Raw genomic sequence first — 24,095 nt, forward strand, 5'->3', positions numbered from 1 at the left:
GGGTGACGGGCGGGAGGATGCGGGAGGGTTCAGATACGGGGGCCGGCCGCGCCGAGCCGGTGGAGGGTGGCGAGCACGTCGTCGAGCCAGGCGACCGTCATGCGCTCGTAGGCGATGCCGCCGCGCAGCACGACATGCTGCAGTTCCTGCCCCGCGCCGAGCGGTGCGGGGGCGCCGGGGCCGGTGAAGTCACGCAGTTCCCCGGCGAGGTAGTGCGCGAGCCGGTCGCTGTGCACCCGGTGGTGCCGCTCGACCTCGTGGAGCAGCGCGGCCGGGTCGTCGAAGGCCGCTCCACGGATCTTCACGGCGAGATCGTGGCGGAGGCTCTCGGGCTCGATCGGTTCGTGCAGCCAGCCGGAGAGGGCGGCACGGCCGGGGGCGGCGACGGAGTACTCCTTCTTGTCCGGCCGGCGCTCCTGCGGGACGTCGCGGACGTCGAGCAGACCGTCGCCCTCCATGCGCTTGAGGACGCGGTAGATCTGCTGGTGCGTGGCGGTCCAGAAGTATCCGATGGACCGCTCGAACCGCCGGGCGAGCTCATAGCCGGAGCCCGGCTGCTCCAGCAGGGAGACGAGGATCGCGTGTTCGAGCGCCATGACCCCGATCGTTCTATGCAACTGGTTGCATAGCAAGCGACGGCGGGCGGGTGAGACGCTCCTCACCCGCCCGCCGCCGCTTGGAGTGCCTCAGTGCTCGCCCCACGGCGAGTCGTACTTCTCGGCGAGCGCGTCCGCCTCCTCGGGCGTCAGGAGGCGCGGAGAGCGTTCTCCCAGGGTGAGGAGCAGGGCGGACACCTCCTCCAGTTCCACCGCCGCGTCGACGGCACGGGCCATCGTGCGGCCCGCGAGGACGGGGCCGTGGTTCTGGAGAAGCGCGGCGCGGAGCGGGAAGGGCAGCCGGGCCAGGTCCTCGGCCTGGTCCGCGTCGCCGGGCGGGGCGTACGGAACGAGAGGGGTCTGACCGACGCGCATCACGAAGTACGGGGTCAGCGGCGGTACCGCGCTCCTCACCGACCACGGGGGGAGGCAGGACACCGCGGTGGCATGCCGGGCGTGCAGATGCACGACGGCGCGGGTGCCTGGGTCGCGCCGGTAGAAGGCGCTGTGCAGGGGGAACTCCTTCGACGGCCGTGGTCCGTCGAGGTGGGTGCCGTCGAGGCCGAGCACGCTGAGCCCGTGGGGGTCGACCTCGGCGAGGTCGGCGCCGGTGGGGGTGATGAGGATGCGGTCGTCGACCCGGACGCTGAGGTTGCCGGAGGAGCCGGGGCTGAGTCCGAGTGCCGCCAGCCGGGCGCCCGCGGCGGCGAGGTCGGTGCGGGGGTCGCTCATGCCAGTGCGCTCCAGGCTTCCGTGAAGATGGTGGTGTCGCCGAAGTTTCCTGACTTGAGGGCGAGATCCACGGTGTGGTCCCGGCCGTCCGCGCGGCCTTCGGCACGGGCCCAGGTGACGCCCGGGGCGATGGGCGAGCCGATGGACAGGGCGCGGACGCCGAGGGCGGTTACGACGGCTCCGGAGGTCTCGCCGCCGGCCACGAGCAGCCGGCGCGCGCCCGCCGCGACCAGGCCGGTGGCGCAGGCGGCGAGGGCACGCTCGACCAGTTCGGAGGCGGCGGGCCCGTCGTGCGCCCCTGGCTGTTCCAGGTCGCCGAGATCGTCGACGGCGTAGATCAGAGGCGGCTTCCCCGGGGCGTCGTCCCAGGCTCGGCGCGCGAAGGCGACGAGCCCGGCGACCGTCCCGGCGAAGTCCGCGCGCAGGGCGGCCAGGTCGAGCTTGCGGTGCGGCAGGCGGGCGCGCGCGTGGGCGACCTGGGCCCGTGTGGCGGACGAGGCACTGCCGGAGAGTACGACGCCTGGATCCCCGGGGCGGGAGGCCGGGGTGGCGCGTGCCTCGGCGTGCGGACCGGTGAGACCGAGGGCGAGTCCGGCCGCGCCGGTGACGAGGGTGAGGTGGGCGGTGGCCGCACAGACGGTCACCAGGTCCTCGTCGTTCACGGCGTCCACCACGACCAGCGCGTCGGCGAGGCCGGGGGCGTCGAGAGCGGCACGCAGCGCGTCGCTGCCCTTCCGTACGGTGTCGAGCCCGACGAGGCGTACCGGGTGGCCGGTCTGCGGGGTGAGCAGCCGGCCGACGTGGGAGTCGCGCATCGGCGTGAGCGGGTGGTGCCGCATGGGGCTCTCGTCGAGGAGTTCGTCGTGGACGAAGAGGCGGCCCTTGTAGACGGTGCGTCCGGTGGCGGGGAACGAGGGGACGACGACCGTGCGGCTCTCACCCAGTTCCGCGAGGAGCGCGTCGGCGACCGGGCCGATGTTGCCGCGCGGGGTGGAGTCGAAGGTGGAGCAGTATTTGAAGTAGAAACGCTCGCAGCCGGCCGCGCGCAGGGCGCGCAGGGCCGCGAGTGACGTACCGACAGCCTCCTCCACGGGCGCGGTGCGCGACTTGAGGGCCACCACCACCGCGTCGGCGTCACGCACGGCTGCGGCCCCCGGGCCGTCGGACAGGGCGCCGGGCCCCACGGTCACCACGGTCCGGTGGCCCCGGGCGACGAGCATGGTGGCGAGATCGGTTGCTCCGGTGAAGTCGTCGGCGATGGCCCCGAGGGTCGGCATCGGACCTCCTTGCGTTGGGGGTGCGGTACCGGGTGGAGTCCCCCGGAACGCTGCGTGTGAAAAAATGTTAACAGACTTTACGCAGACGAGATCTGCTGGTACATCTTGTTAACACGCTCCCCTGTGGTGCTCGTGCCGTAGCCGAGACCGCGTCCGCCGGAGCCGTTGAACCGAGCCGTGTGCCCGTCTAGGAGAGCCCATGAACCTGCATCATCTGTTCGCCGGAACCGGCGACCGGACCGTGCGCTACGCACTGTCCGGAGCCGGCGGCGGCTTCGCCCGGACCTTGCTGGCCCAGACCCCGCGCATCGGACGTCTGGCCCCTGCCGTCCTGTGCGACCGTGACGTGGAGCGGCTGCGCGGCATGCTCGTCGAGCTCGGTTACCCGGCGGACAGCCTGGCCGTCTGCGCGGACGCCGACGAGGTCGCACGGGCCGCGGAGGACGGGGCCGTCGCCCTGGTCGCGGACGGCTCGCTGCTCCCGGCCGCGCCCTGGGACATCCTGGTGGAGGCGACGGGAAGCCCGGCCGACGGATACGCCATGGCCCGCGAGGCGCTGACCAGCGGCCGTCACGTCGCCATGGTGAGCAAGGAGGTCGACTCCGTCGCCGGGCTGCACCTCGCTGATCTGGCCCGTGACAACGGCGTCGTCTACACCACGGCCGACGGCGACCAGCCCGCGAATCTCATCGCGCTGGTGACCTGGGCGGAGCTTCTGGGCCTGGACATCGTGGCGATCGGCAAGTCCAGCGAGTACGACCTCGTGTTCGACCCTGAGACCGGCTCGGTCACCCAGCTCGACACCACGGTCCCCGCGCCCGAGCTGGCCGGGCTGCTGAGCCTCGGTGACGACGTGCGCACCACACTCGCCGCCCGCGCGGCCGCCGTGACCGCTCTGCCGACCGGCGCCACCGCCGACTACTGCGAGATGGCGGTGGTCGCGACCAACACCGGCTTCCGGCCGGACGTCGAGCGCCTCCACTACCCGGTCGCCCGGATCGCCGAGCTCGCCGACGTCTACGCCTTGCGCGAGGACGGCGGCCTGCTGCACCGCGCCGGTGCCGTCGACGTGTTCAGCGCGCTGCGGCTGCCGGACGAGGCCTCGTTCGCCGGCGGCGTCTTCGTCGTCGTACGGACCGGCGACCCGGTCACCTGGGAGACGCTGCGCGGCAAGGGCCACGTCGTCAGCAGGGACGGGCGCTACGCGGCGATCTACCTCCCGTACCACCTCATGGGCGTCGAGACACCGGTCTCGCTGCTGTCCGCCGTGCTCCACGGCCGGCCTTCCGGCGGCGCCGACCCGCGTGCCCACGCCATGCTCGCCGGCCGCGCCCGGCGTGACCTGCCCGCGGGCACCGTGCTGGACATGGGTGGCCACCACCACGACGTCACCGGCGTCCAGGCCGTCCTGCTCCGCGACGAGGACGCTCCCGCCGACGCGGCACCGCTGTACCTCGCGGCGCACGCCACGCTCGGGCGTGATGTCCGGGCCGGCGCGCTGATCGCCCTCGGCGACCTCGCCGACCCTGACGCGGACCTGCTGCACGCCTGGACCTCCGGACGTGCCTCGCGTGCCACCGACACCGCCGCCCCTCACGTGAGTCGATGATGAGTACCGACCTCCAGAACCTCCTGCTGGGCGCGGCCGCGGTCGTCGTCCTGATCCTGCTGATCACCAAGGCCAAGCTCCATCCGTTCCTGGCGCTGGCACTGTCCGCCCTCGGCCTGGGGCTCGCTGCGGGCCTCGGTCCCGGCGACACCGTCGAACACTTCCAGGACGGCTTCGGCGACGCGCTGAAGAGCACCGGGCCCACCATCGGTCTCGGCACCATCCTCGGCGGCATCCTGCTCGGCTCCGGCGGAGCCGACCGGATCGCCACCGTCTTCATCGGCGCCCGCCCGGTCAAGTGGATCCCGACCGCGATCACGGCCGCCGCGCTGCTCATCGGTATGCCGCACCTCTTCGACGTCAGCTTCGTGATGCTGGTGCCGCTGGTGTACGCCGTAGCCAAGCGCACGGGCACCCACCTGCTGTACGTGGGGCTGCCGCTCGCCGCCGGCCTGTACATCTCGCACGGCCTGCTGCCCCCGCACCCCTCCCCCACGCTGGCGGTCTCGGCGTACGGGGCGAACACGGGCCTGACCATCATGTACGGCCTGATCATCGGCATCCCGATCGCCGTGATCAGCGGGCCGCTGCTGACGAAGTTCGCCTCGCGGTGGTTCGGCCCGGCCCCGGACCTCGACAAGGGTCCCATCCCGGAGACGAGCCCCGAACCGGAGAACCGCAAGCGACCGGCCTCGTTCGCACTGGCCCTGATCACCGTGCTGCTGCCGCCCGTCCTGATGCTCATCGGGACCGTGGGCACCTCGAACACCGCGGAGGGCTCCCTGCCCTACGCGATCTTCGAGGCCTGCGACTCCTCGGTCATATCCCTGCTGGCCGCGGTGATCTTCGCCTTCTTCGCCCTGGGTCTGCGCTCCGGCTTCGGCCTGAACCAGCTCCAGAAGATGGCGGGCAAGGGCCTCGGTCCGGTCGGCGGGATCGTGCTGATCCTCGGCGCCGGCGGCGGCCTCAAGGCGATGCTCACCGCGACCGGCATCGACCAGCTGATCTCCGACTACGCGGTCGACTGGTCGATCCCGCCGCTGCTGCTCGCCTGGCTGGTCGCCGCGCTGCTGCGCATCTGCCTCGGCTCGGCGACGGTGGCCACCGCGGCGGCCACCGGGATCGTCGCTCCGCTGATCGGCGCCTACCCGGGCCTCTCCCCCGAACTCCTGGTGCTGGCGACGGCGTCGGGCGCGGTGATGCTGTCGCACGTCAACGACTCCGGGTTCTGGCTCTTCAAGGAGTACTACCAGCTCTCGGTGGCCCAGACGTTCCGCACCTGGACACTGATGCTGTCCCTGCAGTCCCTGCTCAGCCTCGGCGGAGTGCTCCTGCTCAGCACGTTCGTGGGGTCCTGAGGCCGCGCCCTGTTGGGACACCGCAGGCCGGGACGGCACAATCGAGCAGCGACCGCGGTGGTCGCGTGAGGAAAGGTAAGAAGCAGTGGCCGACGAAGAGCAGTTGCCCCTGATCCCCGATCAACGGCGCGAGCTCCTGTTGAAGCATCTGCGGCGCGACGGGGTGCTGAGCGTGCAGCAGATCACTCAGCTCTTCGGCGTCTCCCACATGACCGTCCGCCGCGACATCGCCGAACTGGAGCGTCAGGGGCTGGTGTTCTCCGTGCCCGGCGGGGCACGGATCGCCAGCCACCTCCAGAGCGAGCCCAGTTTCCAGGCCAAGTCCCTGATGGAGCAGCCCGAGAAGCAGTCCATGGCCACGGCAGCCGCCGGGCTCGTACGGGAGGGCATGACGGTCTATCTGGACGCGGGCACGACGCTGCTGGCCATGGTGCCGTTGCTCGCCCGCCACACGTCGCTGACGGTCGTCACCAACGACTTCACGACCGTCGACCGTCTGATGGCCTCGTCGCACCTCGACGTCATACACATCGGCGGCCAGGTCGACCCGTCCAACCGGTCGAGCGTGGGCCGGCTCGCGGCCACGACGCTGCGTCAGCTCGCTCTCGACATCGCCTTCATCAGCACCAGTTCCTGGGATCTGCTGCGCGGGGTGACCACCCCTTCGGCGGCGAAGGTGGAGGTCAAACAGGCGGCGATGGAGTGCACGGGGTCGAGCGTGCTGGTCGCAGGGTCGTCGAAGTACGGGACGTTCGGCAAGTTCCGGGTGGCGCCGCTCAGCGCCTTCGACACGATCGTCACCGACGACTCGCTGGCCGAGGCGGCCGCCGAGGGGCTGCGGGCCGGCGGCGCCGACCTGCGGCTGGCGGCCTCAACGGGATGAGGAAGGGTCCCCTACCTCTGCGCCGGCCCCGTGTCCGCCCGGTTCCGGTATTGGCCAAGGAGGTAGTGGGCGGGGATGAGCGTGAACCAGAACCACATGGCCGCGGGACCGCCACATTGATGACGAGCAGTGTCATTGCGATGGCATATACGGCGTCGGACAGAGCGGTCAGGCGTGCCACGTCCGGTGGCACTCCTGTGCGTGCGCGCCTCTGCCGCCGGCTCCGTCATATCGACGACAGGGCGTTCTGCCCTGGCTGTGACGCTGAAGCCAGGGCTCAAGAGGGTGTTACTCATCTTGACGCGTCTTCAGGCGCTATGCGGGTCAAGCTCCGATGAGGCATCGGCGGCCGTACCGGTGAGCCGCGCGGATTCCTCCCACAAGGCCCGCGCCGTGTCCATGTCCTGAGCCCGCGCCGACATGGGTGCGGGCCCGGGAGCTCCCCTGGTCCCGCCGAGCAGCCGTGGGCCGTAGTAGCTGCCTCCGAGCGCGGCGGGCACGGTCGCGGCGTACAACGTGGGCAGCGCGCCGGCGGACGCCGGCTGTGTGTACACACGTGTCGCCCGCTCCAGCCTCGCCGCCCAGGCGCGCCCCTCCATCCGTGGCCCCGCCTGCCCGAGCTCCGTCGCCGACAGGCCCGGATGGGCCGCCAGCGCGAGCACCTGCTTGCCGGCCGTGTCCGCCCTGCGCTGGAGCTCCGCGGTGAAGAGCAGGTTGGCGAGCTTGGACTGCGCGTAGGCACGCCACTTGTCGTAGCCCCGCTCGGCATTGAGGTTGTCGAAGTCGATACGGCCGAAGCGGTGTGCCAGCGACGACAGGGTCACGACCCGCGACAGGCCTCCCGCCCCGAGCAGGGGGAGCAGATGGTGCGTGAGTGCGAAGTGGCCGAGGTGGTTGGTGCCGAACTGCATCTCGAACCCGTCGGCCGTACGGCGCAGGGGCAGCGCCATCACTCCGGCGTTGTTGACGAGGAGGTCGAGCCTGCCGTCGGTCTCCTTGGCGATGTGGCCGGCGGCGTCGGCCACGGCGGCCAGGTCCGCCAGGTCGAGACCGACGAGCCGGACGTCCGAGCCCGGAGCGGCACGGTGGATGGCGTCCTGCGCACGCCTGCCGCGCTCGGGGTCGCGGCAGGCGAGGACCGTCCGGGCCCCGGAGCGGGCCAGGGCGAGCGCCGTCACGGCTCCGATTCCGCTGTTGGCGCCCGTGACCACCGCGGTGGTGCCGGAGAGGTCGGGCATGTCGTCGAGAGTCCATGAGTGCATACGTCACGCCTCCCCGGCGAGCGCCGCTCCACACCCGTGGCCGCCGGGCCGTACGGGCCAGGCGCGCACCGTCACCCGTCGGCTCCCCGTCGGCCCGGCCCCGGCTGCGCGGAAGGCTCCGTGGGCGAGTCTCCGGTCACCCGTGTCCCGGGATGCCGGTGCGCGCACAGGTACGCGATGCCCAGCGCGATGGCCATCCCGTAGAACACCCACTGGTTCGCCTCGGCGAAATCCAGTCTGACCGCGTCCATCGAGTCCCTCATCAGGGTCGCGACCCTGCCTCCGCCTGTCGGCTCCTGTGCGTCCGGATTGCCGGTGACGGCCTCGGCAACCGATCTGGCGGCGTCGTTCGCCGCGCCCGCCGGCACTCCCTTGGACGTGAGGGTCTCCACGACCCGGTCGGTGGTGACATGGGTGAGAATCGTCCCGAACACGGCGATGCCGATGGCGGCCGCGTAGTTGCGCACGGTCTGGGTGATGCCGGTGACCTCGCCGTACGAGGCACCGATCGAACGGTTGACCGCATCGGTGGATGCCGGGGCCAGGAGGAGGCCGATGCCCGCGCCGGCGAGGGCGGCGTAGGGCCACTGGTCGTGCATCTCCAGGTCCGTCAGCTTGTACGCCCACAAGGCGAACCCCACGGCGCCGAGCGCGGTACCGAGCTTCATCGCCGGACGGGCTCCGCGCCGGTCCAGGATCCGGCCGCCCCACTGGGACGCGATCCCGAAGCCGATGAAGAAGTACAGCAGGTACAGGGCGGCCTGGTTCGGCGAGGCGCTCAGCGAGACCTGTGCGTAGACGGACGCGAAGAAGAACACCGGGACGAAGGCCAGCATCGCGAAGAAGAGGACGAGCATGTCCACGGTGAACGCCCGGTCGCGGAAGACACTCAGCTTGATGAGCGGTTCCGCCACCCGGAGTTCGTAACGGCAGAACACCGCCAGGACGACGAGCCCGCCCACGATGCACGCCCAGGTGGCGACGCTGCTCCAGCCCCACGAGGACGCCTGCTGGAATCCGAGCACACTCAGGCCCATGCCCACGGCGACCAGCACGGCGCCCGGCACGTCGAGCTTCTCGCGCCGACGGGTCTCGGGGATGTGGGCCATGGCCGCCAGGACAAGGGCGATGACGGCGATCGGCACGTTCACCCAGAAGATGGCCCGCCAGGTCCAGGCCGTCAGCCAGCCGCCGAGCAACGGCCCGACCGCGGTGAGGGCACCCGACAGACCGAAGAACAGCGCCAGCGCACGGCCGCGCCTCTCCACGGGGAAGACGGCGACGACCACGGCGAGCGCCGCGGGGAACATCAGCGCCGCGCCGAGTCCCTGGGTGGCGCGGAAGATGATCAGCCAGGTCTGCGCGAATTCGCCCTTCGGGACGCACCCGCACAGCACGGAGGACACGACGAACACGAGCGTGCCGATCAGCATCACCCGGCGGTGGCCAAGGATGTCGGACAGCCGCCCGCCGAGCGCGAAGAAGGCGGCGAGCGCGAGCAGGTACGCGTTGACGACCCACTGCATCCCGGAGGACGAGAGGCCGAGTTCGTCGGTGATGCTCGGAGCGGCGATGGCGACGATCGTCTGGTCGATGAACGTCATCGAGACGGCGAAGAGCATCGCCGCGAGGGCCAGCGTCTGATTGGCGCCCCCTCCGGCAGAGGGCCGGTTGACCGCGCCTGAGCCGGGATCTGGAGGGGTGTCGGTGTGCATGGACCGAGTCTGGACCGGATGGGAACCGCGCGCATATCGGACCGAGGCCGCGACGAGGACGAGCGGCGCACGACGGCCACCCCGCCGTCGGCGGCCGGACCCTCCGTCAGCCCGGGGAGGCGGCCGGGCGGGCGCGGTACAGGGCCAGCATGGCCTGGTCGTCCTGGGGCCGGCCGCCGACGTGGCGCCGGACGTCCTGGATCAGGGTGTCCAGGATCTGCCCCGGAGTGAGGCGCCCGCCGGAGCGCGCCCGCCTGCCGAGTACGAGCGGCAGGCGGGCGACGGGGTCGTAGAAGCGTCCGCCGGCGTCACGGGACTCGGTGACGCCGTCGGTGAAGCAGAGCAGTGTGGAGCCGGCGGGGAACGGGAAGCTGTCGACCGGGGTGGACCACGTACCCAGATCGCTCATACCCAGCGGGGGCGACTCCTCCGACGCCTCGAGAAGGGTGGTGCGGCCCTGCGCGTCCAGGAGTACCGGGGGCGGATGGCCTCGGTTGACCAGGCTCACGGTCTCCAGATCCGTGGAGAACTCCGCGATGAGGGCAGTCGTGAAGCCCTCCGTCTGCTGCTGGCCGCCGCGCCGGCCGCCCTCGCGCAGGAGGGCCCGCTCCAGCCGGGCCACGAGTTGCGGAAGGTCCTCCGCCTCGTCCGCCGCGTACCGGAAGGCACCGAGGTCGGCGCTGACGGCGCTGACCGCCCCGAGCCCCTTCCCTCGTACGTCACCGACCATGACCCTGATCCCGTACGGGGTGCTCTGCACCACGTACAGGTCTCCGCCGATCATGGCCTCGCTCTCGGCGGGCACGTACCGCGCGTCGATGTGCAGATCCCCCAGGCGCGACGGAGGCCTGGGCAGCACGGCCCGCTGGGCGACGGCCGCGACGTGCTGGGCTCGACGGGCGCGGGCGTCCTGCCTGCGCAGCGTGCGGTGGATCAGGACGGCGAGCGCGGTGACGGCCGCCAGGGTGATCTGGTTGGCCACACCCGCGCGCCATCCGAAGGTCCCGTCGATCCGTGCGAGGAACGCGTGGACGACCATGGCCGTGAGGCCGACACCGATGATCGCGCGGATGCCGCAGAGCGGCGCGGCGGCGACGGGTGCCGCGATGAGAAGCGGCGCGGACGTCACGTCGTGCGGGGTGACCAGGTCGACAACCACGGCCAGCACGATGAGGCCTACGGGGATCCACTGGGTTCTCGTCAGCTGCGGCACTCCCCCACGCTGCCCGCAAGCACGTCCCTCCGCATCCCCGGCGGCCACGGCCCGGCGCACATGGCGGGACCTCTGCCGGGCATGAGCCTCTTGTGGATCGCCCGAGCACATGCTCGTACGGAGCAGCCGGTGCCTCATCACAGGAGAGCTCATGCGCCTTCAGAAAACATCTTTCGTCATCGCCGCCTCCGTCGCGGCCGCCCTCTCCCTGACCGCCTGCGACGGCGACAGCGACGGCGCGGCGGCGTCCGCGGCGCCGGAGAAGTCCTCCGGCTCCATGAGCCCGAGCGGTACCGGCGACACGGACGGCTCCGGTGGAGGGGACAGCCAGGCCTCGGACTCTGCCGCTGCCCCCGCCCCGGAGGCGTCGTCCGGCGACGTCTGCCGGACCGCGAACCTCTCCTTCAGCAGTTCCGGCGGCATGGCGGAGGGTGAGGTACTGATCAACCTCAAGAACACCGGATCCACGTCCTGCTCGATGCACGGATACCCTGGCCTGGATCTCAAGGGCAAGGACGGCACCGTGAGCGCCGAGCGCAACAGCGGCCGGCCGGTCCCGACGGTCACGCTGGCGCCCGGGGAAGAAACCAACTTCTCCCTGTACTTCCCGCCGAACACCGGGGGCGGTTCAGGTGTCACGTTCACCTCGGTGGTCGTGACACCGCCGAACGAGACCCACTCGCACAACATGTCCCTCTCCGTGAGCATTCCCGCTGACTCCGGCTCGGCTTCCCGCATCACGGTGACCCCGGTCGGCTCGGGCAAGTAGGGGTGACGGTGTCTCAGTAAAGGCGGCCGGCCGGCTGCTAGGGTCGCTTTGGAAAATCGCTCTCTCGGTGAGGAGACCGGACATGGTGGGAGACGACGACATCTCCGGGTGACACCCGGATGTGATCGCCCGTGGGCAGGTGCGCGACAGCGCCGTTGCCGCGAGGCCCTGTGTCGTCCCTGTTTCCCCTGCCCGCCCCGGGGCGGAAGCCTGTCCGCCCGCACGCCACCCGAGGTCATTCCCATGTCCGACGCCTCCGCAGCCCTGCTCGCACGCGACATCGTCCGTTCCTTCGGCCACGGCCGGGTGATCGACGGCTTCTCCCTCACGGCGCCCCCGGGACACCGCATCGGACTGATCGGAGAGAACGGCGTCGGCAAGTCGACGTTGCTCCGTCTTCTCGCGGGGGCGGACGAGCCGGACGCGGGAAGCGTCACCCGCCCCGCCGATCTGGGCTTCCTCCACCAGGAGATGCCGTTCGCCGCCGCTGCCACGATCGCCGACGTGGTGGACGAGGCCTTGAGCGAGGTCCGCGACGACCTCGCGGAACTCGAACGGCTCTCCGGACAGCTCGCCCGCACGGAGGGGGACACCCCCGGCTACGCCGCACTGCTCGACGCCTACGGCCAACGGCTGGAGCGCGCCCAGGAGCAAGGGGCATGGGACGCCGAGCGGCGCGCCACGATGGTCCTCGAGGGGCTCGGCCTCGGCGGGATCCGGCGGGAGCGGACGCTCGGCTCCCTGTCCGGCGGGCAGCGCGGACGCCTGTCCCTCGCCTCCCTGCTGGTGCGCAGGCCTTCGGCGCTGTTGCTGGACGAGCCGACCAACCACCTCGACGACGGTGCTGCCGCGTTCCTGGAGGAGCAGGTGTGCGGTCTGCCCGGTGCCGTCGTGGTGGCGAGCCATGACCGGGCCTTCCTCGATGCCGTGTGCACGGACCTGATCGACCTCGACCCCGCCATGGACGGGCCGGTGCGGTACGGCGGCAACTACACCGCCTACCAGGCCGAGAAGCGCGCCGAACGCGAACGCTGGGAGCGGCGCTACGCCGAGGAGCAGGAGGAGCTGGAGGCGCTGCACCGGTCGATCGGCACGACCACGCACCGTGTAGCCCCGGACCGTGGACCCCGCGACAGCGAGAAGATGGGCTACGGCGTCCGGGCCAACCGGGTACAGAGCCAGATCTCGCGACGGGTTCGCAGCGCCGCTCGCAGGCTGGACGAGCTGGAACGCCATCGGGTCGCCGAGCCTCCGCAGCCGCTGCGGTTCCGCCGCACCGCGCTCGCCGGAGCGTCGGAGGACGGAGTTCTCGTCTCCCTGCGCGACGTACGGGTGCGGGGCCGTCTCGCCGTCGACCGGCTCGACGTGTCGGCGACCGAGCGGCTGCTGGTGACGGGTGACAACGGGGCGGGGAAGTCGACGCTGCTGGCCGTGCTCGCCGGGCGCCTCGACGCGGACGGCGACGTACGGCGCAAGGGCGGTCTCTCGGTGGGCATGCTGGCCCAGGACACCGTGTTCGGCCGGCCGGAACGCACGGTCCGGGACACCTACGCGCAGGCGCTCGGCAGCGAGCGAGCGGAGACCGTACCGCTGATCTCGCTGGGCCTGATGAGCGAGGCGGACCTCGGCAAGCAGGTCGGACGCCTGTCCGTCGGTCAGCGCCGCCGGCTCGCGCTGGCCCTCCTGGTGGCGCACCCACCCGAGTTGCTGCTGCTCGACGAGCCCACGAACCATCTGTCACCCCGGCTCTGCGACGAGCTCGAGGCCGCCATGGGGGCGGGCCCGGGGGCGATCGTCCTGGCCGGCCACGACCGCTGGCTGCGGAGACGCTGGCAGGGGCGTGAGCTGCGCCTGTAGCCGTGCTCCGCCGGGCCCGCCGGCCGACGCATCCTGGACATCGAGTCCGAATGGCGAGACGCGTTTGCGGAGGCGCATGCCTGCGGCGTCTCATCGCGCCTGTGCAAACCGAACAGATATCCCCTGATCAACCGGCCTCCGACGACAAGGCGGCGAGGCGCGCCGTCACGGTGTTCCCCGTCCTCGTGCTCGTGGCGGGCGTAGCCGGTCTCGTCACCCCCGGTACGTTCGACGGCTGGACGGAATCGGTTCCGTACCTGCTGGGTATCGTCATGTTCTGCATGGGGCTGACGATGACTCCGCTCGACTTCCGGGGCGTGGCGAAGCGCCCCTGGGCCGTGGCGATCGGCCTGGTCGCACACTATGTGATCATGCCGGGACTCGGCTGGGCCATCGCCCATCTGCTCGGGCTGCCGCCGCAGCTGGCGGCCGGACTGATCCTGGTCGGCTGCGCGCCGAGCGGCACGGCGTCCAACGTGGTGACCTTCCTGGCGCGCGGCGACGTCGCGCTGTCGGTCTCCGTGGCCACCGTCTCCACTCTGGTGGCTCCCCTGGTGACCCCGCCGCTCACGCTGCTGCTGGCGGGTGCGTACCTGCCGGTGGACGCCGGTTCGATGATCACGGACATCCTCAAGACGGTGCTTCTTCCGGTCCTCGGCGGCCTGGTGGTCCGGCTGGTGGCGGGGAAGCTCGTCGACCGGGTTCTGGGCCTCATGCCCTGGCTCTCGTCGCTGGCCATCGCCGCGATCGTCTGCGCCGTGGTGGCGGGCAGCGCCGGCGTCATCAAGTCGGCAGCGGCGACCGTGCTGATCGCCGTCGTGCTGCACAACGGCCTGGGTCTCGCGCTCGGTTACGGTGCGGGCAAGATCTCGGGACTCGGCCGGCCCGCCAGCCGCGCCATGGCCTTCGAGGTCGGAATGCAGAACTCCGGGCTCGCCGCCTCACTGGCGACGGCCCACTTCAGTCCACTGGCGGCCCTGCCCGCCGCGGTGTTCTCCGTGTGGCACAACATCTCGGGCGCGCTGGTCGCCGCCTGGATGTCCCACCGGTCACGGCGCGACGAGTCGGCACAGGCGGTCGCCGGCCCTGCGGCGAGCACCGCGGCCGCCGGGGAGTCCTGACCTCACCCCGCAGTTCACCACCGAAGGCGTTCGTCCGGGGTTCCGGACGAACGCCTTCGGGCGTTCCACAGGGCTCACACGGATCCGGACGACATGCTCCGTATCAGGCTCTTGGGCCGCAGGTCGGTCCAGTTCTGCTCCACGTAGTCGAGACAGGCCTGGCGGGTGTCCTCCTGGTGGGCCACGGTCCAGCCGCCGGGCACCTCGGCGAAGGCAGGCCACAGCGAGTGCTGTCCCTCGTCGTTGACGAGCACCAGATAGGTGCCGTTCTCGTCCTCGAAGGGGTTGGTCACCGGTACTCCTTGAACTTAGGTAAGGCTAACTTCACTCGATTGTTGTCACCCTACCCGGCTCACACCCGGTTGACGCACCCCGTTCCACAACTCGCCTCAGCCCTTCCTGACCGCCTCGCCCACCTCCGCCGGCGAGACGCGCCAGGGGGCGCCGTGCCCCGGCAGCACCCAGGACGCCGACAGCCGGGCGATCCGATCGAGGGAGGCGAGCGCCTCGGCCGGGTCGTCCGTGAAGGGTGCGGGCTGCGGCCCGGTTCGCCCGGTGAGGACATGCCGGGTGGTGAGGGCGTCGCCGACGCAGACGGCGTCGGCGAGCGGGACGTGGACCGCCACGCTCCCCGGGGAGTGACCGGGCATGCCCACGATCTCGGGCTTCCCCGGCAGCTCCAGGACATCACCGTCACCGATCTCGGTCACGTCGCCGACGTAGCGGGTGCGCAGCCCGTTCTTGCGGAGGGAGTACCCGAAGAATCCGAGCGTCGCACCCAGGCGCATGGGGCCGACCGCGACCTTGGGCTTGTCGCCCGTGCGGGCGCGGGCGGCGTCGGCGGCATGCACGAACACCGGGACGCCGTGCTCGCTCCGCAGGCGTTCGGCGAAGCCGATGTGGTCGGAGTCGCCGTGGGTCAGGACGAGTCCGCGGATGTCGTCGGTGGACTTGCCCAGGGAGTGGAGTTCGCGCTGCAGGTCGCCCCAGTGACCGGGCAGGCCGGCGTCGATGAGCGTGATGCCGTCGGGGGTGTCGATGAGGTAGCACGCCACCAGATCGTTGCCGAGGCGGTGCAGGTGGGGTGCGAGTCTCATGAGGTCTCTCCCGATTCAGGATGGGGAACGTGATGGCTAATCTAATTAGCTATGATGGCTATCGTCAATAGCCATCGGTACGGAAGGGCGCACCATGCCGACCCCCGAGAAGACCTCACTCAGCGGGATCGTCGCCGCGGGCCGCGACCTGCTGGAGGCAGGCGGCCAGCAGAAGCTGACGATGCAGGGCATCGCCGGGCGGGTGGGCGTGCGGGCCCCGTCCCTGTACAAGCACGTCGACAACCGCGCAGCCCTGCTGGCCGCCGTGGCCGAGGCCACCGTCGACGACCTGACCTCCCGTCTGGAGGCGACCGACGGCTCCCTCGAGGAACTGGCGCACTGTTACCGGAGGTTCGCCCGGGCCCGGCCCGAGGGGTTCCGGCTGATGCACTCCACGCACGCACCACCCCGCTCACTCGCCCGCGCCGCCGGCCCGGTCCTGCACGCCGCCGGGGAGCTCGTGGGAGAGCAGGACGCGCTCGACGCCGCGCGCCTGCTGACGGCCTGGGTCGCCGGTTTCATCGACATGGAACTCAACGGCTCTTTCCGCCTCGGGGGCGACGTCGACCGCGCCTTCGAGTACGGACTGCGCGGGATGCGTCGCGCTCTCGCAGACGATCACCAGGCCCCGCCGGCCTGACGAGAAGGGCGTCGCCGCGTCCGGCCGTCCCTCGCACGGAGGACCACGCCCCGGTTCCCGTGGCCCTCAGGGACGACCCAGGACCAGCGCGGAGAGGGATTCGTCAAGGCCCCCACCAGCCATACCGTCTTGATCAGGGACGGCGGCCGACCACCGCCGTGGACAACGGTTCCGCAGACGGACGAGACAGTGAGCGGGTGGCACGGGTGGCGCAGCAGGATCGGCCGAAGGACAAGGCGTTCGCTCCCGAGTATCAGGGGGCGCTGGGCTCGTTGTCGGTGAACTCCTCCCTCGCCGAGGTGCTGGCGAAGGGGATCGAGGAAGTACGGGCGGCGGAACGCGCGGGAGAACAGCGGGAGATGGCGCGCTGCGGGCTCGCAGTCGCGGAGGCGTACCGGCGGCTGGGCCGGGTGGCGGAGGCCGATGCCGCCTGGAAGTCGAGCTACCGTGCGGCACGTTCGGCCCAGGACGTCGGAGCAATGGCCTGGGCGCTGTGGAGCGGTGGCACCCTCGCCCGCCAGCGGGGCACGCTGGCACTCGCGTACCGGCTGCTCGGGCTCGCGGCCGAGATGGGCGAGCGAGGCGGTGACGTGATGGTACGGAGCTACTCGCTCGCCGGCCTCGCGGAGACCGGACGTATCCAGGGCGACTACCAGGCCGTCGGCGAACTGCACGAACAGCTGCTCGCCGAGGCGCGCCGGCGCGGCGAGGCCAGGCACGCGGTGTGGGCTCTGGAGGGGATAGCCCAGATGCACCGGAACACCGGCTCGTACGACAAGGCGCTCGCCCTCTTCGAGGAGGCGGCCGAAACCGCGGGCCGTGCCGATGACCGGCGAGGCCGCGCATGGGCGCTGCGCGGTATCGCCGACGTGGTGTCCGTACGCGATGGTGATGTGGAGCGTGCGCTGGCGCTGCTCACCGAGGCCGAATCGGCCTGCCTCGAGATGAAGTTGTCCGGTGCGCTGGCGTACAACCACAAGATGCGCGGCAATGTGCTCTACCGGGCCGGACAGTACGCGCAGGCCCGCGACACGTACGCCCAGGCGCTCGCGGAATTCCAGGAGATGGACGAGCCACGGGGGACGGCTCTGTCACGGCTGGGGCTCGCCAAGTCGCTGGCCCGGCTCGGGGGGAACCCGGCGGAGACGGCCGTGGAACTGGCGGGACTCCGCCGGACCCTGGACCGGATCGGCCTGACGCACGCACGGGACATGGTCGACAAGGCCGCGGCCGAGCTGGGGGTGGGTCCCCTGCCCGACGCGGGCGGCCGCGTCGAGGAGGCGGCGACGCGATGACCTCCCCCACGGGGGCGAGGAGGTGACGCGGGGGTCACCGCACCGACAGGCGCGGATGTGTGGCCCAGTACTCGGCAGCGGTGATGCCGAGCAGCACGACGTCGTGGTAGCCGCCGGCGAAGAACTCGTGCTGGCGGAGCCGCCCTTCCTCCACGAAGCCCAGCCTGCGGTAGAGGGCGAGGGAGGCGTCGTTGAAGGCGTGGACCTCCACCTCACACTTGTTGTGGCGCTGTTCGGCGAACATGTAGGTGAGGACGAGCCCGGTCGCCTCGGCCGCGTATCCCCTGCGCCGGTGTTCGCGGGTGATCTCGACACCGGTTCTGAACCGTCCCGCACGGCTGTCGGTCTCCCCGACGGTCACCGAGCCTGCGAAAGCGTGGCCGTCCAGCGCCTCGACCACCAGGCGGAACGCTTCGCCTCCCGGCGGACGTCCAGCACGCTCAGCAGTCCAGGAACGGAAACTCCCGTCGGAGCGCGGAGGGTCGGCCGAGTCGGCGTCGCGGACATCGAGAGTGTTCCGGGCCAGGTTACGGAAGCCCTCCCAGTCCTCGGGTTCGACCCCTCGCAGGCGTACCTTCTCACCGGTCCACATGTCGCTCATCGGGGAAACGACAGCGGCGGGACACGGCCGGCGCCGCCGCGATCCACGCCGGGTGCCCGGGTGCGAGTTCGCCAGGTGCGGCTCCGGGCGGAACGAGGAGCAGGCCGTCGGACCGACCGAGTGCCTGCGATCACGTGCGAAGCCGAGAACGGTACTCGCCCGGGGGCAGACCTCGGGCACGTCGGAAGGCACGGCTGAAAGCGTGCGGAGAGGCGTAGCCGACCGCGCCGGAGATCGACTCGACCGGATCGTCGGTGTCGCGGAGCCGGACGGACGCCAGGTCCATGCGCCACTGCGTCACGTACGCGCCCGGCGTCTGTCCGAGGGCGGACCGGAAATGCCTGGACAGCGTCGCCCGGGAGACGCTCGTCGCGGCGGCCAGGGTCTCCGTGGTCCAGGGGTGTTCCGGTCGGGCGTGGACATGTGCCAGGGCGTCGCGCACGACCGGATCACGCATCGCTCCCAGCCATGAGCCGGACTGCTCCTCCGGGTGGCGGGCCAGCCAGGCGCGTACGAACTGGACGAGCAGAAGGTCGACGATGCTGTTGACGGCGGCGGTGGTGCCGATCTGCGGCTGCGAGAGCTCCGCAGCAAGAAGTTCGACGGCCCTGCTGAGCTGTGCGTTCTGGCGGGCTGTGACGTGCATCGGCCGGGCGAGGGAGGTAAGCACCGGTGTGCTCACCTCCGGGTCCTGCTCGTAGTGCAGGACGATCACTTCCGTCTGCACCGGCGCCGAGCCCAGCCGCAGGGCTCGGCCGTCGCCGAAAGCCCTGGCCGCCGCCTCACGGTCGCAGGAACCCATCGTCACGCCGGCGCCGCCGGCTATCCCGTGTGCGGTGCCCGGCGACACCAGGACGGCGTCTCCGGCCTGCACCTGAAGTGGCTTCTCACCTGTGACGTGGAGCCACATCGTGCCGCGGGACACCACGTGCAGTGCCGCTCCTGGATAGGAGTCCAGCCACAGTCCCCAGGTTCCTCCGGCCTTCAGCACGACCCCGAGCGCCCCACGCGCACCCGAGACACGCAAGACCTCCGCCAGCACGTCCATGGGTCCATTCTCGTCCACCGCCGCGAACCGCCCGTCGGCGGGCGACGGCGTCCGTGCCCTCGTGCACAGCTTCAGGCCACGTCAAGAACGGCCTTTCCGTGCACCTTCCGCGCGAACAGCGCCCGGACGGCGTCGTCCACGTCCTGCCAGTCGCCTCGCAGTCCGACCGGTGCCGAGAGCCTCCCGGCGGCCATGAGGCCCAGCAGGTCCGTCAGCTCCCCGCTGGTCGGCGTCATGTCGCCGTAGGTGGCGATGCTGCGGGGTTCACCGAAGCCGAACAAGGCCCCCGCCGGGAACGTGGTTTCCTGCCCCGAGGAGTAACCGACCAGGTGGATGGTGCCGCCCTCGGCGAGGGAACTCCACGCCTGGGCCACCAGCGGCCCGCCGACCGTGTCCAGGACGAGGTCGAACCGGTCCTCGGTCTCGGCCAGGTCGGTCAGGACCTCGTCGGCGCCGAGTTCGCGCAGTCCGGCGGCCCGGTCCGGCGAACCGACGAGTGCCGTCACCCGGGCGCCTGCCAGCGCCGCCAGCTGGACGGCGAAGTGCCCCACGCCCCCGCTGGCCCCGGTGACCAGGACGTTGCGCGCCAGCAGGGAACGCTTGCGCAGCACCCGCAACGCGGTGACTCCGGCGATCCCCAGCGCGGCGGCGTCGGCCAGTTCCACGCCCTCGGGGACGGTGCCGAGCGAGGCGGGGCCGACTGCCACCCGCTCCGCCCACGCGTGGGGAGCCATGCCCACTGCGACGCGCGTGCCTTCGGGCGGCCCCGAGCCGTCGGATGCGGCGCGCACCACGACGCCGGCCGCGTCGTGACCGTGCACAGCGCCGGCCGGCCACTGTTCCACGTAATTCAGCTCTCCGAAGTTGAGACCGATGTGCCGTATCTCCACCAACACCTCGCCGGGGGACGGTACGGGCTCATCGACATCGGCGAACCGGACGGGTCCGGTCTCGCCGTGAGCGACCACAAGGGCACGCATAGGGGGTGCTTCCTTCTCTCGTGAATACGCCGGAACACTCGGCGCGGCCGGCGGATCCAGTGCGCGAATGCCGCGCGCCGCCGCCTTCTTGGAACCCTACTCAGGACCGGGACAGCGACCAGTCCCGTGAGAATCAATCAGTTGACGATCTGTGTCAGTACGACTCGCGGCGCGGCGAGCCGTGCACGGATACCTTGGCGGACCGCGGGCGGCGCTTGATCTGGCCGGTGCGGGCGGCGTGCCGCAGCAGGAGGACCGTGGGCACCAGGCACACCAGGAGAGCCATCAGGCTGGCCTCCGGTCCGAACGTGCCCCCGGTCAGCAGGGACGAACCGGACAGCGTGGTGTCCAGCAGGCCGTGGGGCGCCGTGTCCGAGCCGGAGATCACAGCACCGAAGATGCCGGCGTGGGTGAAGTTCCAGGCGAAGTGCAGGCCGATCGGCAGCCACAGCGAGCGGGTCACGACGTAGGCGGCGGACAGCATGACTCCGCCCGTCAAGGCGATCGAGAGCGTGCCCCACAGCGTGGCGTTGACGTTGACCAGGTGCGTCGCACCGAACAGTGCCGAGGACACGACCAGTGCGATCACGGTGCCCGCACGTTCCTCCAGGATGCGGAACAGGACCCCGCGGAACAGTGCCTCCTCGGTGACCGCGACGCCCGCCATCATGCCGGCGGTGGCGATGAGCCCACCGAAGGAGCCCCAGGACAGGTCCTCCCAGCCACCGAACATCCCGATCAGCAGCATCAGGCTGGTGAACGCGCCGAACCCGAGCAGGGCACCGCGCCTCATCAGGGACCACTGACCCGTCTTCGCGAGCTCGGGGACGGTCCGCTGCTCGACGGTCCGGCACAGCCAGCGGTAGCCGGCCACACCGGCGACAGCGAGGCCGGTACCCACCGGCAGTGCGAGGAGCGGAAGGGGAGCGACGAGCTGGTTGATCCCGGCGACCGCCGCCATCACACCGATCATGGCAAGCAGTAGAACGGGGAACCGGAACGTGCGCAACCGGCGCCGGCCGGAAGGAAGTCCGGCCTGCTGTGCGGTGTTCTCCAAACTGCCTGTGCTCGCCATTCTGTTCGACCTCTCAACTTGCTTCTCGAGGCGGCTGCCTGCGACACAACTGAGACTAGAAACCGGAGCGGGCCGCGACATCCCGCCGGAGAGGACACTTGGCGATAGCTCCCATGGGGGACAAGACCGGTCCGGCCGGCCCAGGCGGGACTTGCCGCACGCGATCGTAACAACTATTGTTACGACTAGATCCGAGCGACGAGGCAGGTGGAGTCCGGCATGAGCGCCAACAGCAGACTGCCCTTCGTGGCGCGCGCCCTGACATGGCTCGGGCTGTATCAGCGACGCGGTCACGAGGTCACAGACCACGCTGGAGGACGTACCGCGGGATGTCCTGAGAGCCGCCTGACCTCGACCTCGGCGCGCTGTTCGAAGGCGGGGCGCTCATCAGGCACTTCCTGGCCCGGCCCGGGGCCCGGCCGGCACACCTCATGCGAACGAAAAACTAAGGACAAGGACGATGGCAACAGATACCCAGACCTCGCGGACCGTGACCGAGAAGTTCGTGGAGCGCCTCGGCAGGCAGGACCCCGACGGCATCCAGGAACTGTTCGCCGAGGAGATCGACTGGCACGTCCCCGGCAGTGACGCACTGCCCTGGACCGGGCGCCGCACCCGCCGGGAGGAGGTCGCGCCGTACTTCACCACGATGTGGCCGCACTTCGCGCAGGACAGGAGCAAGGTCGTGCTGGAGCGCGTCATCGTCGACGGTGGTGACGTGGTGCTGCTGGCGGCCTTCACTCACACCGTCGCGGCCAGCGGGAAGGAGTTCACCACACCGGCGGCCATGCACCTGGCGGTCGAGGACAACCGGATCGTCCGCATGCACCTGTACGAGGACACGTTGACCGTCGCGGAGGCGTTCGACGCCGGCTGAGTGGAAAGTGCTCAGGGGCCTCGTGACCCGGGGCACATGGAGGCCAGGACCTCGCGTTCACCAAGTCCCGGACCGCCGCACAAGCCATGCTCCTGCCAGGGCGGCCAGTTCGCCTACCCCAGGAGAGCGGCAACCGTGATCAGTGCCGGGATCGAGGCGACGGTGGACAGCAGGATGGATTCCCGGGCGAGTTGTTCGGCGACCCGGTACTGCGAGGCGTAGGTGTAGAGGTTCTGTGCGGCCGGCAGCGCCGAGACCACCACGACGTCGAGGAGAGCGGCGCCGTGCAGATGGAAGACACCGGCGCCGATGCTCCAGGCGATGAGGGGCTGAGCAGTCGTCTTGAGGGCGGCGGACAGGACGATCGCGGGCCGGTTGTCCCCACGGGCCGGGATGCCGCTGCCGCGCAGGGAGATCCCGAAGGCCAGCAGGACGGCGGGGACCGACATGTTGCCGATGAGAGTGAGTGGTTCCAGGGCCGGCGACGGTACGGTCCATCCGGAAGCGGCCACGAGTACGCCTGACAGCGAGCCGACAGCCATCGGATTCCGGAGCGGTGTGGTCAGGCGCTGCCAGAGGGGGCGGGGCTCTCCGGGCCGGCTCAGGTCGAGGATGGTCAGGGCCAGCGGGGTGACGACGATCTGCTGGAAGAGCAGCACGGGGGCGACGAGCGAGGCATCTCCCAGCACGTAGACGGCGATCGGGATCCCGAGGTTGCCGGCATTGACGTAGCTGGAGCACAGGGCGCCGATGGTGATCTGCCCCGTGCCCCAGCCCCGCAGGAGTCCCACGGTGACGAAGAGGGCGGCAGCGGAGGCCGTTGCCGCCGCGGTGACGAGGAGCCGTTGGGAGAAGATGACCGACAGGTCCGCACCCGCCAGCGTGGTGAAGAGCAGTGCGGGGGTCGCCACATTGAAGGCGAGCCTGGTCAGGACCGTCCGGCCGTCGTCCCCCAGGTGTCCGCGGCGCCCGATGAAGTAGCCGACGCCGATGACGGCGGCGATCACCGCGAACCCGGTGAGCACTCCCTGCATGAACTTCCTTGCTGATGATTCGTACACGGCTGATCAGCGGTGGGGCCGTTGCTGCGGGAACCGCCTGCCGAGGTGTTGACCAGGGCTTAGCCTACGGTCACCACGGAGTAGTGCCGTAAGGGCGCAGCCGTGGGCGCCGCGCACAGCTCACGCGCGGCCACATCACACACAGCCTCACCCCGCGACCGCCGTCAGCGCCCTCGAGCTCCGTGGGACCCGCCGGAACGGCCGGCACCGGGGCGGTGCGCGCCGGCGGTCACGAAGCGGGACGGCGGCAGGCCGAAGGCGCGTGTGAAGGCGGCGGTGAAAGCGGCTGGAGAGGCATAGCCGAGTCGGCCGCCGACCTCGCTGACCGATGAGGTGCGCAGGAGCGGCACGGCCGCGAGGAGACGGGCACGGGCCCGCCAGACGGCTGGACTGTCGCCGGTCTCCGTGCGGAAACGCCGGGTGAAGGCCCGTTCGCTCATGTTCGTTCCGGCGGCCCATGCCGCATTGGTGACGCCGGCGTCCGGGGCGGCCAGGTACGCGCGGCAGAGCCGCGCGAGATCGGCGGATGCGGGGATCCCCACGTGGAACGGCAGAGGTGCGCGCTCGGAGATCTCATGCAGTAGAAGCGCGGCAATGGTTCCCTCGCGCCCCGAAAGGCTGTAATCGGCCTCGAACTCCACCGCAGCCAGAAGGAGTTCACGCAGCAGGGGCGGAACGCCGACCACCATGCAGGTTGCGGGCCACCAGGGGACGGCACCCGGCTCGACGTACAGGCTCCGGGTGCTCACCCCCAGCATGCGCACACGGTGCCGGGTAGCGGCCGGAATGAGTACGGCGCGCTCGGGCGGGACGGTCCAGGTCCCGTCGGCCGTATCCACGACCATGACCCCCGTCGCCCCGTAGAGGAACTGCGCGCGCCGGTGTTCGTGCCAGTCCAGCACATGACCGGGCGGATAGTCGGTGCCGATCGGCAGGACGACCCTGTCGGCATGGTCGACATCGGCCAGTGGGACGTTCTTCACTCCTCCACCGTACTGGCTGGGACGCGAAAGAAGTGTGCCGACCATC

General features: G+C 70.9%; 24 protein-coding genes. 9 read left to right on the plus strand and 15 right to left on the minus strand.

What is annotated here, in order from left to right; genetic code table 11:
* Positions 1-29: 29 nt before the first annotated feature.
* The 3 genes from ACIREO_RS13220 to otnK all read right to left on the minus strand — a co-directional run bounded on the left by ACIREO_RS13220 (position 30) and on the right by otnK (position 2,605).
* Complete coding sequence (locus ACIREO_RS13220) at positions 30-596, minus strand: PadR family transcriptional regulator (RefSeq protein ID WP_404108300.1); 567 nt, start codon at positions 594-596, stop codon at positions 30-32.
* A gap of 90 nt (positions 597-686) precedes the next feature.
* Positions 687-1,328, minus strand: a complete 642-nt coding sequence (locus ACIREO_RS13225; RefSeq protein WP_404108303.1) for a class II aldolase/adducin family protein — start codon at positions 1,326-1,328, stop codon at positions 687-689.
* Entirely contained in the window at positions 1,325-2,605 is a 1,281-nt protein-coding gene (gene otnK, locus ACIREO_RS13230; RefSeq protein WP_404108306.1) for a 3-oxo-tetronate kinase, read from the minus strand. The genes ACIREO_RS13225 and otnK overlap by 4 nt, the downstream gene beginning before the upstream one ends.
* Before the next feature lie 199 nt (positions 2,606-2,804).
* Between otnK and ACIREO_RS13235 the strand changes: the two genes are divergently transcribed.
* The 3 genes from ACIREO_RS13235 (at position 2,805) to ACIREO_RS13245 (ending at position 6,455) form a co-directional block, all read left to right on the plus strand.
* Positions 2,805-4,214, plus strand: coding sequence for a homoserine dehydrogenase (locus ACIREO_RS13235; RefSeq protein WP_404108309.1), 1,410 nt, complete (start codon positions 2,805-2,807; stop codon positions 4,212-4,214).
* The gene (locus ACIREO_RS13240) at positions 4,214-5,572 is read left to right on the plus strand and encodes a gluconate:H+ symporter (RefSeq protein ID WP_404108735.1); all 1,359 of its coding nucleotides are present in this window, start codon (positions 4,214-4,216) and stop codon (positions 5,570-5,572) included. The genes ACIREO_RS13235 and ACIREO_RS13240 overlap by 1 nt, the downstream gene beginning before the upstream one ends.
* Positions 5,573-5,657: 85 nt before the next feature.
* Entirely contained in the window at positions 5,658-6,455 is a 798-nt protein-coding gene (locus tag ACIREO_RS13245) for a DeoR/GlpR family DNA-binding transcription regulator (RefSeq protein ID WP_404108312.1), read from the plus strand.
* On the opposite strand, the gene ACIREO_RS13250 is transcribed toward ACIREO_RS13245, so the two are convergent.
* The 4 genes from ACIREO_RS13250 to ACIREO_RS13265 all read right to left on the minus strand — a co-directional run bounded on the left by ACIREO_RS13250 (position 6,370) and on the right by ACIREO_RS13265 (position 10,645).
* Positions 6,370-6,648 (minus strand): TMEM175 family protein, encoded by a 279-nt coding sequence (locus ACIREO_RS13250; RefSeq protein WP_404108315.1) that lies wholly within the window; start codon positions 6,646-6,648, stop codon positions 6,370-6,372. The two genes, ACIREO_RS13245 and ACIREO_RS13250, sit on opposite strands and share 86 nt — an antisense overlap.
* A gap of 115 nt (positions 6,649-6,763) precedes the next feature.
* A complete protein-coding gene (locus ACIREO_RS13255; RefSeq protein WP_404108318.1) occupies positions 6,764-7,717 on the minus strand; it encodes an oxidoreductase in 954 nt (317 codons plus the stop codon).
* A gap of 71 nt (positions 7,718-7,788) precedes the next feature.
* A complete protein-coding gene (locus ACIREO_RS13260) occupies positions 7,789-9,432 on the minus strand; it encodes an MFS transporter (RefSeq protein WP_404108321.1) in 1,644 nt (547 codons plus the stop codon).
* Positions 9,433-9,538: 106 nt separating this feature from the next.
* Entirely contained in the window at positions 9,539-10,645 is a 1,107-nt protein-coding gene (locus ACIREO_RS13265; RefSeq protein ID WP_404108324.1) for a PP2C family protein-serine/threonine phosphatase, read from the minus strand.
* 151 nt (positions 10,646-10,796) lie between these two features.
* Between ACIREO_RS13265 and ACIREO_RS13270 the strand changes: the two genes are divergently transcribed.
* The 3 genes from ACIREO_RS13270 (at position 10,797) to ACIREO_RS13280 (ending at position 14,392) form a co-directional block, all read left to right on the plus strand.
* Positions 10,797-11,414 carry a DUF4232 domain-containing protein gene (locus ACIREO_RS13270; protein WP_404108327.1) on the plus strand — a complete coding sequence of 206 codons (618 nt, stop codon included), beginning with the start codon at positions 10,797-10,799 and terminating at the stop codon, positions 11,412-11,414.
* 243 nt (positions 11,415-11,657) lie between these two features.
* Positions 11,658-13,271 (plus strand): ABC-F family ATP-binding cassette domain-containing protein, encoded by a 1,614-nt coding sequence (locus ACIREO_RS13275; RefSeq protein WP_404108330.1) that lies wholly within the window; start codon positions 11,658-11,660, stop codon positions 13,269-13,271.
* Positions 13,272-13,321: 50 nt separating this feature from the next.
* The gene (locus tag ACIREO_RS13280) at positions 13,322-14,392 is read left to right on the plus strand and encodes a bile acid:sodium symporter family protein (protein WP_404108332.1); all 1,071 of its coding nucleotides are present in this window, start codon (positions 13,322-13,324) and stop codon (positions 14,390-14,392) included.
* Between the two features lie 74 nt (positions 14,393-14,466).
* Here the strand turns inward: ACIREO_RS13280 and ACIREO_RS13285 are convergent, their stop codons facing one another.
* Together ACIREO_RS13285 and ACIREO_RS13290 are read right to left on the minus strand one after the other, a co-directional pair.
* Positions 14,467-14,685, minus strand: coding sequence for an MbtH family protein (locus tag ACIREO_RS13285; RefSeq protein WP_404108337.1), 219 nt, complete (start codon positions 14,683-14,685; stop codon positions 14,467-14,469).
* 96 nt (positions 14,686-14,781) lie between these two features.
* Positions 14,782-15,489, minus strand: a complete 708-nt coding sequence (locus ACIREO_RS13290; protein WP_404108339.1) for an MBL fold metallo-hydrolase — start codon at positions 15,487-15,489, stop codon at positions 14,782-14,784.
* Between the two features lie 94 nt (positions 15,490-15,583).
* On the opposite strand from ACIREO_RS13290, the gene ACIREO_RS13295 reads away from it, so the two are divergent.
* Positions 15,584-16,129 carry a TetR-like C-terminal domain-containing protein gene (locus tag ACIREO_RS13295; protein WP_404108342.1) on the plus strand — a complete coding sequence of 182 codons (546 nt, stop codon included), beginning with the start codon at positions 15,584-15,586 and terminating at the stop codon, positions 16,127-16,129.
* A 197-nt stretch (positions 16,130-16,326) separates the two neighbouring features.
* A complete protein-coding gene (locus ACIREO_RS13300; RefSeq protein WP_404108344.1) occupies positions 16,327-17,424 on the plus strand; it encodes a tetratricopeptide repeat protein in 1,098 nt (365 codons plus the stop codon).
* A 34-nt stretch (positions 17,425-17,458) separates the two neighbouring features.
* Here ACIREO_RS13300 and ACIREO_RS13305 read toward each other — a convergent pair whose 3' ends face one another.
* The 4 genes from ACIREO_RS13305 to ACIREO_RS13320 form a co-directional block, all read right to left on the minus strand.
* Complete coding sequence (locus ACIREO_RS13305) at positions 17,459-18,025, minus strand: GNAT family N-acetyltransferase (protein WP_404108347.1); 567 nt, start codon at positions 18,023-18,025, stop codon at positions 17,459-17,461.
* 130 nt (positions 18,026-18,155) lie between these two features.
* On the minus strand, positions 18,156-19,073 hold the full coding sequence (locus tag ACIREO_RS13310; RefSeq protein WP_404108349.1) for a cupin domain-containing protein: 918 nt from the start codon (positions 19,071-19,073) through the stop codon (positions 18,156-18,158).
* Between the two features lie 71 nt (positions 19,074-19,144).
* Positions 19,145-20,053: a zinc-binding dehydrogenase gene (locus tag ACIREO_RS13315; RefSeq protein WP_404108352.1), complete on the minus strand. Its 909-nt coding sequence runs from the start codon at positions 20,051-20,053 to the stop codon at positions 19,145-19,147.
* Between the two features lie 154 nt (positions 20,054-20,207).
* Positions 20,208-21,026 carry a lysostaphin resistance A-like protein gene (locus ACIREO_RS13320; protein WP_404108355.1) on the minus strand — a complete coding sequence of 273 codons (819 nt, stop codon included), beginning with the start codon at positions 21,024-21,026 and terminating at the stop codon, positions 20,208-20,210.
* A 562-nt stretch (positions 21,027-21,588) separates the two neighbouring features.
* Here ACIREO_RS13320 and ACIREO_RS13325 point away from each other — a divergent pair.
* Positions 21,589-22,005 carry a nuclear transport factor 2 family protein gene (locus ACIREO_RS13325; protein WP_404108358.1) on the plus strand — a complete coding sequence of 139 codons (417 nt, stop codon included), beginning with the start codon at positions 21,589-21,591 and terminating at the stop codon, positions 22,003-22,005.
* Positions 22,006-22,118: 113 nt separating this feature from the next.
* Here the strand turns inward: ACIREO_RS13325 and ACIREO_RS13330 are convergent, their stop codons facing one another.
* Positions 22,119-23,039, minus strand: a complete 921-nt coding sequence (locus ACIREO_RS13330) for an AEC family transporter (RefSeq protein ID WP_404108360.1) — start codon at positions 23,037-23,039, stop codon at positions 22,119-22,121.
* A gap of 191 nt (positions 23,040-23,230) precedes the next feature.
* Positions 23,231-24,049, minus strand: coding sequence for an AraC family transcriptional regulator (locus ACIREO_RS13335; RefSeq protein WP_404108363.1), 819 nt, complete (start codon positions 24,047-24,049; stop codon positions 23,231-23,233).
* Positions 24,050-24,095 lie beyond the last annotated feature (46 nt).

Origin of the sequence: Streptomyces sp. NPDC102441, from assembly GCF_044765585.1 — a bacterium.
Lineage (GTDB): Bacteria > Actinomycetota > Actinomycetes > Streptomycetales > Streptomycetaceae > Streptomyces.

Coding starts and splice junctions, on each gene's coding strand:
- ACIREO_RS13310 (WP_404108349.1), bottom strand. CDS start 19,073: ATGGACGTGCTGGCGGAGGTCTTGCGTGTCTCGGGTGCGCGTGGGGCG.
- ACIREO_RS13275 (WP_404108330.1), top strand. CDS start 11,658: ATGTCCGACGCCTCCGCAGCCCTGCTCGCACGCGACATCGTCCGTTCC.
- ACIREO_RS13295 (WP_404108342.1), top strand. CDS start 15,584: ATGCCGACCCCCGAGAAGACCTCACTCAGCGGGATCGTCGCCGCGGGC.
- otnK (WP_404108306.1), bottom strand. CDS start 2,605: ATGCCGACCCTCGGGGCCATCGCCGACGACTTCACCGGAGCAACCGAT.
- ACIREO_RS13320 (WP_404108355.1), bottom strand. CDS start 21,026: ATGATCGGTGTGATGGCGGCGGTCGCCGGGATCAACCAGCTCGTCGCT.
- ACIREO_RS13325 (WP_404108358.1), top strand. CDS start 21,589: ATGGCAACAGATACCCAGACCTCGCGGACCGTGACCGAGAAGTTCGTG.
- ACIREO_RS13225 (WP_404108303.1), bottom strand. CDS start 1,328: ATGAGCGACCCCCGCACCGACCTCGCCGCCGCGGGCGCCCGGCTGGCG.
- ACIREO_RS13240 (WP_404108735.1), top strand. CDS start 4,214: ATGAGTACCGACCTCCAGAACCTCCTGCTGGGCGCGGCCGCGGTCGTC.
- ACIREO_RS13315 (WP_404108352.1), bottom strand. CDS start 20,053: ATGCGTGCCCTTGTGGTCGCTCACGGCGAGACCGGACCCGTCCGGTTC.
- ACIREO_RS13270 (WP_404108327.1), top strand. CDS start 10,797: ATGCGCCTTCAGAAAACATCTTTCGTCATCGCCGCCTCCGTCGCGGCC.
- ACIREO_RS13290 (WP_404108339.1), bottom strand. CDS start 15,489: ATGAGACTCGCACCCCACCTGCACCGCCTCGGCAACGATCTGGTGGCG.
- ACIREO_RS13280 (WP_404108332.1), top strand. CDS start 13,322: ATGGCGAGACGCGTTTGCGGAGGCGCATGCCTGCGGCGTCTCATCGCG.
- ACIREO_RS13235 (WP_404108309.1), top strand. CDS start 2,805: ATGAACCTGCATCATCTGTTCGCCGGAACCGGCGACCGGACCGTGCGC.
- ACIREO_RS13255 (WP_404108318.1), bottom strand. CDS start 7,717: ATGCACTCATGGACTCTCGACGACATGCCCGACCTCTCCGGCACCACC.
- ACIREO_RS13305 (WP_404108347.1), bottom strand. CDS start 18,025: ATGAGCGACATGTGGACCGGTGAGAAGGTACGCCTGCGAGGGGTCGAA.
- ACIREO_RS13220 (WP_404108300.1), bottom strand. CDS start 596: ATGGCGCTCGAACACGCGATCCTCGTCTCCCTGCTGGAGCAGCCGGGC.
- ACIREO_RS13260 (WP_404108321.1), bottom strand. CDS start 9,432: ATGCACACCGACACCCCTCCAGATCCCGGCTCAGGCGCGGTCAACCGG.
- ACIREO_RS13330 (WP_404108360.1), bottom strand. CDS start 23,039: ATGCAGGGAGTGCTCACCGGGTTCGCGGTGATCGCCGCCGTCATCGGC.